Source organism: Bradyrhizobium sp. YR681 (genome assembly GCF_000282615.1).
GTDB lineage: Bacteria > Pseudomonadota > Alphaproteobacteria > Rhizobiales > Xanthobacteraceae > Bradyrhizobium.
The window spans coordinates 1-9,985 of sequence record NZ_AKIY01000139.1 but is presented as its reverse complement, the minus strand read 5'-3'; the positions used below and the strand labels follow the sequence as shown (position 1 = coordinate 9,985).

Here is a 9,985-nt window from a genome sequence, read left to right as displayed (position 1 = left end):
AGCCTTTAATGGTTGCTACGGCTCTGCGTCCCGGGACGACACTCCCCGACATTGACTCCCCCTCCCGGGTTGGCGAAAAGCGCGGCCGTGACGACAGCCGCTGACATCACCACGCCCCCCGCCGGCGCCATGCGCCGCCCCCTCGTTATCGCCGTGCTGATCATCGCCGCGATGACGCTGCTGCGCATCGTCTATGCCTCCGCCATCGAGCTGCGCACCGACGAGGCCTATTACTGGACCTGGTCGAAGGAGGGCGCGCTGAGCTTCCTCGATCATCCCCCCATGATCGCCTGGTTCATCCGCTTCGGCACGGTGATCTTGGGCGACACGCCGCTCGGAGTCCGCTTCGGCGGCATCGTCGCGATGCTGGTGACTCAGTTGCTGCTCGCCGACATCGTTCGCCGCCTCACCCACGATGCCCGCGCGATCATGTTCGCGGTGCTGATGCCGGAGGCCGCGCTTTATTACGGCCTGCTGATGGCCAAGGTTGCGCCCGATGTCGCGATGATCCCGTTTGCGGTGGCGATGATGTGGTCGCTGGTGCGGCTCGCGCAAAGCGGCGACGGCCGCTGGTGGCTCGCGGCCGGGCTGTTCGCAGGGTTGTCGATGCTGTCGAAATTCACCGCGATCATGTTCGCGCCGGCGGTCGCCGCGTTCCTGCTGGTGCCGGATTGGCGCTGGCGCTGGCTGCGCAGCCCCTATCCATATCTCGCGGTGCTGATCGCCATCGCCGCATTCTCGCCTGTGCTGATCTGGAACGCGCAGCACGATTGGGCCTCGTTCCGTTTCCAGGGTGTGCGCGCCACCGCCAATTACGGCATCTCGCTGCGGACCATCGGCGATTACATCGGCCTGCAATTCGGCCTGGTCGGCTTCGTCATGCTGCCGGTGGTGCTGTCGGGCCTGGTGATGACGGCGTGGCGCGGCACCCGCACGCGCGAGCCGGTTGCGATCCTGCTCTCGACCGCGGTGCTGGTGCCGTTCCTCTATTTCTTCTTCAAATCGCTGACGCTTCGTGTCGGCGACACCTGGCCGATGTTCATGTGGCCGGTCGGCTTCGCTGCTGCCGCGGTGAATCTCGTGATGCTCTCGCGCGAAGGTCGGTCGGCGCGGCTGATCCGCTCGAGCCTGTTCTGGCTCAACACCGCGGTCGTCTCGGGCATCGCCTTCGTCGTCATCGTCTTCCTCTATTACGTCGCCGCGCCCTGGAATCTGCTCGGCAAGATCGACCCGATCGGTGCCGAGGCCGGCTACGAGCAGGTCGCGGCGCGCGCGCAGGCGGCACTGGATGAGACCGGCGCGACCTGGATCGCGACCACGGACTACCGCACCTACGCCATGATGCGCTGGCTGTTCCGAGGCCGCGTGCCCGTCATCGAGATCAACGAGCGCGGCCGCTTCCAGGAGTTTGCCGATCCCGGCATGGACCGGATCAAGGGCCATGCCGGCATCTATGTCGGCCGCGAGCCCGACAACCGTTCGTCGCTGTGGGAGAATATCCCGGCCAAGCGCGAGCCGCTCGGCCAGGTCGAGCGCCGCTGGCGCGGCGTTCTCACGGATACCTATGCGATCGAGAAGCTCACCGGCTGGACCCCGGAGCTTTCGCCGCCGAAGGACTCGCCGCTGTTTCAGTGGCGCGTGCTGGCGGGGGAATTCGAAGCACGCACGCGCGCCTAGCTCCGGCCTCTTCGCTTCTCCCCTTGCGGGAGAAGGTGGCGCGAAGCGCCGGATGAGGGGTATCTCTCCGCAATTCAAATGAGCGTTGGACTCGCGGAGAGAACCCCTCACCCGTCTCGCCGCTTTGCGGCGAGCCACCCTCTCCCGCAAGGGGAGGGGGTGCACCGAGCTTGCGGCTCGCGCTACGCCTCGTCCTCTTTCTTCCTTAGCAAATCCGTCGCCAGGTCCGACAGCTTCGGCGGCGGCAGGGCCGCGAACGGCAGCGGGCGTGTGACGTCGATTGCCGCCAATCCCAGCCGCGCCGTCAGCAACCCGTTGAGCACGCCTTCACCCAGCCGCTGCGACAGCTTTGCCGCAATGCCGTGGCCGAGCATCTGCTGCACCAGGCTGTCGCTCGCGGCCATGCCGCCGGTGATGGCGAGATGGGCGATGACGTGGCGGAGCAGGCGGATCATGCCGAGCGCGCCGGGGCGGCCGCCATAGAGGTAAGCGAGCTGGCGGATCAGGCGCAGCGCCGCGACGAACACGAACATCACGTCGATCGCCGCGCGTGGGCTCACCGCCGTGACGATCGAGACTTTTTGCGCGGCTGAGGACACCAGCCGCCGCGCTTCCGCATCCAGCGGCGACATCAGTTCGCGTTCGGCGAGCTTGATCATGTCGGCGCCGTCGATGATCTCGCCGGTGTGGCTTTCCAGCGTCGCGCGTGCGCGCGCGAGCTGCGGGTTCTGGTGCGCGATCCTGAGCAGGTCCTGCACGATGACACGGCTCTCCTTGCGATCGTCGCTGGCAAGGACGGCGGCTGCGCGCGCATGCAGCTTCTCGATGGTCGCAAGACGCGCGAGTCCGAATGCCTCGCGCCCGATCACCACCGCAAGCGCGAGTGCGGTGACGAAGGCGAAGGCAAGGCCGACGTAGCCGAGGCTCTCGCTGCGCGCAAACAGATCCTCGATCAGATGGACGACGCCGAGCCCGGTGCCGAGCAGCGTCAGCCCGGCAAGGCCGGACCAGAACAGCGTGCCCCAGGGAAAGCCGCGCCGCGCCGGCAAAGCGGCCTCGATCGGCACCGGCAGCGCCTGCGGATCGTGCTCCGGCGTGATCTGAATTGTCGTGCGGCCGAGCCGTGCCGCCTCATCGGCCTCGGTGACGACGACGCCGGGATCGTCGAGCCGGAACGTCGCCGGCCGCCGCGGCTGGGATCGGTCGTTCATGACAATTTGTCTCCGATCAGGAACTGCAAGGCACGGTCGAGGCGGATATGGGGCAGCGTGGGCTCTTCTGTTCCCTCGCGTTCGAGTTTTGGCGGGCGGAAGCGCAGGAAGCGAAAATCGCTCGTCTCGGCGGCTTGCGTCGAGAGGCCGCGGAATGCATCCGTGCCGTTGAACAGCGGCTCGGGATCCACAGGCAGATCGCCCGGAAAGGTCGCAACCTCCGTGTTGCCGTCAAAGAACTCGCCGCCGGCGCTTTCGCCCGCGGCCGGTGTTCCCAGGATCGACGGCAATTTGTCGCGGCCATGCGCCACCTGGGCCTCGCGCGTGGCGCGCACGGCGGCGAGCGCGACGACGTCGATCTCAGCACCGGTCGTTTCCGCCCGCGCAACCGCCCGCGTCACCGCGCGGCGCAGTACGGCCTCGAGCCGGTCATGGCTGGAATGATGCAGATGGTCCGCCTTGGTCGCCGCGAACAGGATGCGGTCGATGCGCGGCCGGAACAGGCTGGTGAGGATCGTGCTGCGGCCGATGTTGAAGCAATCGAGAATGCCGGCGAGCGCGGCTTCGAGATCGTGCAGCGCTTCGGGGCCGGAGTTGAACGCCGCGAGCGCATCGGCCAACACGATCTGGCGATCGAGCCGCGCGAAATGATCGCGAAAGAACGGCCGCACCACCACGTCCTTGTAGGCCTCGTAGCGCCGCACCATCATCGCCCACAGCGATCCTTCCGGCGCCTGTCCGCCCACGGGCACGTCGAGCGGCGCAAAGGTCAGCGCCGGCGAGCCTGCGAGATTGCCGGGCATCAGGAAGCGACCGGGCGGCAGCAGGCTCATCGCGAACCGCTCGTCGCGGCAGGCGCGCAGGTAATCGGTGAACAGCTTTGCCGCCGTCAGGGTCGCCTGCTCGTCCTCGCGCGCCTCGGGCTTGAGCGTCGCGAGATGGGCGTGCCATTCGGCGGCGATATGCGCGCGCGGCGCCTCGCGCGAGAGCGCCAGGCTCTCCGCGGACCATTGCTCGAAGCTCTTCTGGAGCAGCGGCAGGTCGAGCAGCCACTCGCCGGGATAGTCGACGATGTCGAGCGTCAGCGTGCGGTCGGCGCCGTTCGGGCGCTGGTAGTCGATGACAAGACGCAGCTCGCTGATGTCGACCGTCGATTTCGGCCAAAGCCGTTCCTCGATCAGCGCGCGCAGATGGGTCTCATAGGCAAAGCGCGGCACGGCATCGTCGGGCTGCGGCGCGAGATTGGCCCGCGCGATCCGGCCCGAGGCATAGGCCTCGAACACCGGAAACCGGCCGCCGCGCGTCAGCCCGTGGATCAGCGCGGTGATGAAGACGGTCTTGCCGGCCCGCGACAGGCCGGTGACGCCGAGCCGCACCGTGGGGTTGAAGAAGTTCTCGCCATAATCGATCAGCGCCCGGGCCGACAGGCGTGCCTCCTCGACCATATCCTGGAAACTGAATGCCATATGAACGGGGATCTCGGGCGGGGGCGCATACGCAAAAAGGACTAATCACAAAAGTGGCAATTGCCTGAGGAAAATCAAGCTTCATACTTCCACCGCCTTTGTCGGTAAATCAGCCGATTGAACGACGCGCCGGCCTCGAAAGACCCATAGGAAAGGGCATTGTCTCAAGCCTTTACGGATTGCCATGACCGTCTTCCAATTGAAGCAGCTTGCTTCCACCTCTGTCCACGCGGCCGCCGACGCGATCGGCTGGCACTACGATCGCGCGGAACTGATCGCCGACGGCATCATCCACGCGATCGGCGTCCTTGCCGGCACCATCGCCGCGACCGTGCTGGTGGTGCTGACGGCGATCTATGCCGATGCCACCGACATCGTGGGTGTCTCGATTTATGTCGCCGGCCTGCTGTCGATGCTGGTGTTGTCGGCGACCTATAATCTCTGGCCGGTCTCGCCGGTGAAATGGCTGCTGCGCCGCTTCGACCATTCCGCGATCTATCTGCTCATTGCCGCGACCTACACGCCGTTCATCCTGGAGCTGAAGGACAGCGTGTTCGCGCTGGTGCTGCTCATCTGCGTCTGGTGCGTCGCGATCCTCGGTATCGTGCTGAAGCTGCGCTATCCCGGCCGGTTCGACCGCGTCGCGGTCGGCATCTATCTCGCCATGGGCTGGAGCGGCGTGATGCTTTACGATGCCGTGGTCAAGGTGCTGCCCGCGCTGGTGCTGGGCTTCATCCTGGCCGGCGGCCTGCTCTACAGCTTCGGCGTGATCTTCCACGCCTGGCGGCGGTTGCGCTTCCAGAATGCGATCTGGCACGGCTTTGTCTTGGCCGGTGCGGCGTGCCATTATACCGCGGTGCTCGACCTCGTGTTGAGCTGAGCAGGTTCCGCGAAGCGGTATAAGATAATACAAGAGGAGACGTCGCATGCAGGTGACCGGCAAGGTCGTGGTCGTCACGGGCGGCGCAAACGGCATCGGCAAGGCGCTGTGCGAGGCCTTTCACAAGGCGGGTGCGGCCAGGGTCGTCGTCGCGGATATGGACGCCGCCAATGCGCGGGCTGTCGCCGCCACGGTCGATGGCGCCGCCTTCAAATGCGACGTCGCGCAGGAAAAGGATATCTCCCACGTCATCGAGGAGACCGAGAAGCAGTTCGGCCCCATCGCGCTGTTCTGCTCCAATGCCGGCATCGGCGGCGGCTTCGATCCGATGTCGGTCAATGCGGGCGGCGCCTCCGACGAGCCGTGGCAGCGGAGCTGGGCGATCCACGTCATGGCCCACGTCTATGCGGCGCGCCATCTCATCCCCCGCATGAAGGCGCGCGGCGGCGGTTATTTCCTCAGCACGATCTCGGCGGCGGGCCTGCTGTCGCAGGTCGGCAGCCCCGCCTATTCCACCACCAAGCATGCCGCGGTGGGCTTTGCCGAGAATCTCGCGATCTCGCACAAGGCCGACAACATCAAGGTCTCGATCCTGTGCCCGCAGGGCGTCGACACCAACATGCTGCGCTCGATCCCCAAGGGCCCGCAATCCGGCGATGGCGATCTCACGCCGGAGCAGGTGGCGAAGGACGTGCTTGCCGGCCTCGAGCAGGAGACGTTCCTGATCCTGCCGCATCCGCAGGTGCTCGGCTACATGCGCAAGAAGACCGAGAATTACGACCGCTGGATCGGCGGCATGGCCAAGATCCAGGCGAAGATGCGGGACGAGTTCGGGAAGTAGTCGAGGCTGCTGCCGCGATCTCGGTCTTGTAGCCCGGATGGAGCGTAGCGCAATCCGGGGCCGCTTTAGCTTGCGGCGAGAACCCCGGATTGCGCTACGCTCCATCCGGGCTACGGCACTCACGCCGCCGACTCCGCCTCATCCTCCATGCGACTCTCCCGCAACGCCCGCGCATAGAGCATCATCCCCTCGCGCACCGTGCGCTGCTCCTCCGCCGTCAGCACGGCCAACGCACCGCTCACCTGCTGCCGACCGAAGGCGTGCAGCGCCTCCAGCGTGCGCCGGCCCTTCGCCGTCAGCGACAGCTTCTTGCTGCGCGCATCCGCTTCATCCGGCGTCTCCCGCAGCTCGCCGCAATCGACCAGCTTGCGCACCATGCGGCTGACGCTGGATTTTTCCAGTCGCAGGAAATCGCCGAGCTCGCCTGAGGTCAGCGGCCCGCGGATGCCGATTTCCAGGATCGTATGCACGGCTGAGGGCGGATAGTCCGACGCCGCCACCGTCGCATCCATGAAGCCGAGCTCGCGCACCATCAGCCGCGAGGCGGCGCGGATGTCGTCGATCAGCGAAAGCTCGGGCAACTTGACTCTCCGCATATAGTTGTATCATACAACTATATGCGTGCAACGACGCGCGCAAGCGTTTTGGAGTGAGCCATGAGCGGAACTTTGCCAACCGGAGAGCGGATGAGAGGCAAGGTCTGCCTCGTCACCGGCGGTGGCAGCGGCATCGGCCGCGCGACGGCCTTGCAGATGGCGTCCGAAGGCGCGGAGGCGATCGTCGTTGCGGGCCGGCGCGAGGCCGAGATCGAGGCCGCCGCCGCCGCGTGCCGCGCGCTCGGCGCGGAGGCGATCGCAGTCAAGACCGACATCACGCGAGAGGACGACGTCGAACGGCTGGTCCGCACCGCGATCGAGCGTTGCGGCCGGCTCGACGTCGCCTTCAACAATGCCGGCTTCCAGGAGCGCCGCGCGCCGCTGGAAGAGCAGGGCATGGATATCTACGACAGCGTGTTCGACACCAATGTCCGCGCGCTGTTCCTGTGCCTGCGCCATCAGCTGCCTGTCATGCTGGCGCAGGGGCGCGGCAGCATCGTCGTCAACGCCTCCGTCAGCGGCGTGCGCAATCCCAATCCCGGCTTCTCGCTCTATTCGGCGTCGAAGGCCGCAGCGATCTCGCTGACGCGTTCGGCGGCGATGGAGAACGCCCCGCGCGGCATCCGCATCAACGCCATCGCGCCGGGCCGCGTCGTCACCGACATGATGCTGCGCGCCGGCGTCGGCGATGTCGCGACGGTGAGTGCAGGCCTGCCGCTGCGGCGGATGGGGAGCCCGGAAGAAGTTGCGGAGGCCGTGGTGTGGCTGTCGTCCGACGCGTCATCCTACGTCGTCGGGCATGTGTTGGCGGCTGATGGAGGCTTCCTGGCTTCGTAGCCCGGATGGAGCGCAGCGCAATCCGGGGCCGACGCGCTTGTGGCACGATTCCCGGATTACGCTTCGCTCCATCCGGCCTACGGCACTGTTAATGCTTCTGCCCGTACAGCACCGGTACCGCCGAATCCACCACGACCTCGACAAGGCTGGTGCCCTCGTACGCCATCCCGCGCTTCAGCGCCTCGCCGAGCTCGGCCGCCTTCGTCACGCGCACCGCGTGGCAGCCCATGCCCTCGGCGAGCCGGACGAAATCGATGCCCGGCAGCTCCAGCCCCGGCACGTTCCGCACCTGCATCACCTGGCTGAACGAGCGCATTGCGCCGTAGCCGGAATTGTTGATGACGACGATGGTGAGCGGCAGCTTACGCTGCGCGGCGGTCCACAGCGCCTGGATCGAGTACATCGCCGAGCCGTCGCCGATCAGGCAGACGGTGCGGCTGTTCGGCTTGCCGAGCGCCATGCCGACCGCGGCGGGCAGCGAATAGCCGAGGCCGCCGCTTGCCATGGTGTAAAAACTGTCCTGGCCGCGCATCGGCAGGAATTTTTGCATTGCCGGCCGGTGCGAGGGCACTTCCTCGACCAGCGATGCGCCATCCGGCATCGCCTGCGATAGCGAATGCAGCAGGAACTCGACGGGCAGCGGATCGGACGCTTGCGGCGCCGGCGGCAGCGTGCGGCCTTTCGGCGCCGCGCGCTTGCTCTCCGGCAGAAGATCGAGCAGCGTGCTCAGTGCGGGCTTCATCGTCGCGATGATGCTGGTGCCGATCGGCGTGACCGCCGCAGCATCCGGATCATCCGTGATCTGGAAGATCGTCGCGCCGCCGTCGAAGATCGCGGCATGGCCCTCGACATGGAAGGTGAATACGGGCGCACCGATCACCACGACGACATCGTGCTCGCGCAGGGCGTCCGAGAGTTGCGCCGGCGAAGCATGCAGGAAGCCCGCGAATTGCGGATGACGCTCGGGGAACGAGCAGCGCGCCGAGAACGGGCTGACCCAGACGCTCGCCTTGGCCTTCTCGGCGACGCGCACCATCAGCTCCACCGCGCCGGCGCGGTCGATTCCGGGGCCGACGACGAGGGCAGGGTGTTTTGCGGAGCCGAGCGCCGCGACCAGCGCCTTCATCGCATCAGGCTCCGGGCCGATCTCGCGGCTGACCTTGCGCGCTTCGATGGGAGCTGCGGCATGCGCCCAGTCGTCGATCGGGATCGACACGAAGGTTGGCCCGCACGGCGGCTGCATCGCGGTGTAATAGGCGCGCGCGATCGCGGCCGGCACATCCTCGGGCCGCGCCGGCTCGACGCTGTATTTGACGTAAGGCCGCGGGAATTCCGAGGCGCGCTCGGCATAGAGGAAGGCCTGCAGCGGCAGGATCGAGCGCGCCTGCTGGCCGGCGGTGATCACCAGCGGCGTCTGGTTGCGATGCGCGGTGTAGATGTTGCCGAGCGCGTTGCCGACGCCGGCCGCCGAATGCAGGTTGACGAAGCCGGCATTGCGCGTGGCCTGCGCATAGCCGTCGGCCATGCCGACGGCGGAGGCTTCCTGCAGCGCCAGCACGTAGTCGATGTCGTCGGGCCAGTCGCTCAGGAACGGCAGCTCGGTCGAGCCGGGATTGCCGAACACCTTCTTGATGCCGAACGAGCGCAGCAGGTCGAGGGTCGCCTGCTTGACGGTGACGGACTTGCTGCCGGTCTTGCCGTTTTTGGACATTGGTTTCCGTCCCCTGTTGTTTGTCGGCGCCGCCAACCCCACCCGTCATTGCAAGCGAAGCAATCCAGACTATCTCCTCGGAGGGATTCTGGATTGCTTCGCTGCGCTCGCAATGACGAGGAGGAGACAGCGGCGCCTCACCACACCGCCGTGCCCTTCATCGTCGGCTGCCCTTCCGCATTCGCGGTCCACAGCTCCATGCCCGCCTCGGTCTCATTGGCGTTGATGGAAAACTCGGTGCCCTCGAACAACGGCTGCAGGCCGCGATAGGTGAACTTCTTCGGCGCCTTGCCGCCGTGCAGCTTCGCCGCCATCTCGATGATGAGCGCGGCCTGCAACGGTCCGTGGAAGATCAGGCCCGGATAGCCCTCGACCTTGGTGACGTAGTCGCGGTCGTAATGGATGCGGTGGCCGTTGAAGGTCAGCGCGGAATAACGAAACAGCAGCACGGGATCGGAGACATGGCTCTCGCGATGCTGCGCCTTGGGCGGCGGCGGCGGAGCCTTGCCACCAGTGGGGGCGCTGGTCGTCATCTCGCGATAGACGATGTCCTGCCGCTCGCGGATGGCCGTGCCGCGCGGCGAGGAGATGCTATGCTCGACCGAGACGAAGCACAGAGTGCCGGTCGATCCCGTCTTCACCTGCACGTCGGCGATGCGCGAGGTCCGCGTCGATTCATCGCCGACCTGCAGCGGCTGCAGGAATTCGATCTCGCCGCCCGCCCACATCCGGCGCGGCAGCGGCACCGGCGGCAGGAAGCCGCCGC

9 protein-coding genes are annotated in these 9,985 nt (G+C 66.6%); 4 read left to right on the top strand and 5 right to left on the bottom strand.

Annotated features, from left to right (window positions below; all coding sequences use genetic code 11):
• The first annotated feature begins 129 nt into the window (after positions 1–129).
• Positions 130–1,677, top strand: a complete 1,548-nt coding sequence (locus tag PMI42_RS12335; protein WP_008134281.1) for a glycosyltransferase family 39 protein — start codon at positions 130–132, stop codon at positions 1,675–1,677.
• Positions 1,678–1,859: 182 nt separating this feature from the next.
• Here PMI42_RS12335 and PMI42_RS12330 read toward each other — a convergent pair whose 3' ends face one another.
• Both PMI42_RS12330 and PMI42_RS12325 read right to left on the bottom strand, forming a co-directional pair.
• The gene (locus tag PMI42_RS12330) at positions 1,860–2,888 is read right to left on the bottom strand and encodes a YcjF family protein (protein WP_008134279.1); all 1,029 of its coding nucleotides are present in this window, start codon (positions 2,886–2,888) and stop codon (positions 1,860–1,862) included.
• Positions 2,885–4,354, bottom strand: a complete 1,470-nt coding sequence (locus PMI42_RS12325) for a YcjX family GTP-binding protein (protein WP_008134277.1) — start codon at positions 4,352–4,354, stop codon at positions 2,885–2,887. Before PMI42_RS12325 ends, PMI42_RS12330 begins: the two co-directional genes overlap by 4 nt.
• 184 nt (positions 4,355–4,538) lie before the next feature.
• On the opposite strand from PMI42_RS12325, the gene trhA reads away from it, so the two are divergent.
• Together trhA and PMI42_RS12315 are read left to right on the top strand one after the other, a co-directional pair.
• A complete protein-coding gene (gene trhA / locus PMI42_RS12320; RefSeq protein ID WP_008134275.1) occupies positions 4,539–5,234 on the top strand; it encodes a PAQR family membrane homeostasis protein TrhA in 696 nt (231 codons plus the stop codon).
• Positions 5,235–5,280: 46 nt separating this feature from the next.
• Entirely contained in the window at positions 5,281–6,075 is a 795-nt protein-coding gene (locus tag PMI42_RS12315; protein ID WP_008134273.1) for an SDR family oxidoreductase, read from the top strand.
• Between the two features lie 119 nt (positions 6,076–6,194).
• Here PMI42_RS12315 and PMI42_RS12310 read toward each other — a convergent pair whose 3' ends face one another.
• Positions 6,195–6,656: a MarR family winged helix-turn-helix transcriptional regulator gene (locus PMI42_RS12310; protein ID WP_008134271.1), complete on the bottom strand. Its 462-nt coding sequence runs from the start codon at positions 6,654–6,656 to the stop codon at positions 6,195–6,197.
• 75 nt (positions 6,657–6,731) lie between these two features.
• Here PMI42_RS12310 and PMI42_RS12305 point away from each other — a divergent pair, with 75 nt between their 5' ends.
• The gene (locus PMI42_RS12305; protein WP_008134269.1) at positions 6,732–7,508 is read left to right on the top strand and encodes an SDR family NAD(P)-dependent oxidoreductase; all 777 of its coding nucleotides are present in this window, start codon (positions 6,732–6,734) and stop codon (positions 7,506–7,508) included.
• Positions 7,509–7,596: 88 nt separating this feature from the next.
• Here PMI42_RS12305 and mdlC read toward each other — a convergent pair whose 3' ends face one another.
• Entirely contained in the window at positions 7,597–9,219 is a 1,623-nt protein-coding gene (gene mdlC, locus PMI42_RS12300; RefSeq protein WP_008134266.1) for a benzoylformate decarboxylase, read from the bottom strand.
• A 137-nt stretch (positions 9,220–9,356) separates the two neighbouring features.
• Positions 9,357–9,985 (bottom strand): HTD2 family dehydratase (locus PMI42_RS12295; protein ID WP_008134265.1); only part of this gene is annotated, 629 nt, incomplete at its 5' end.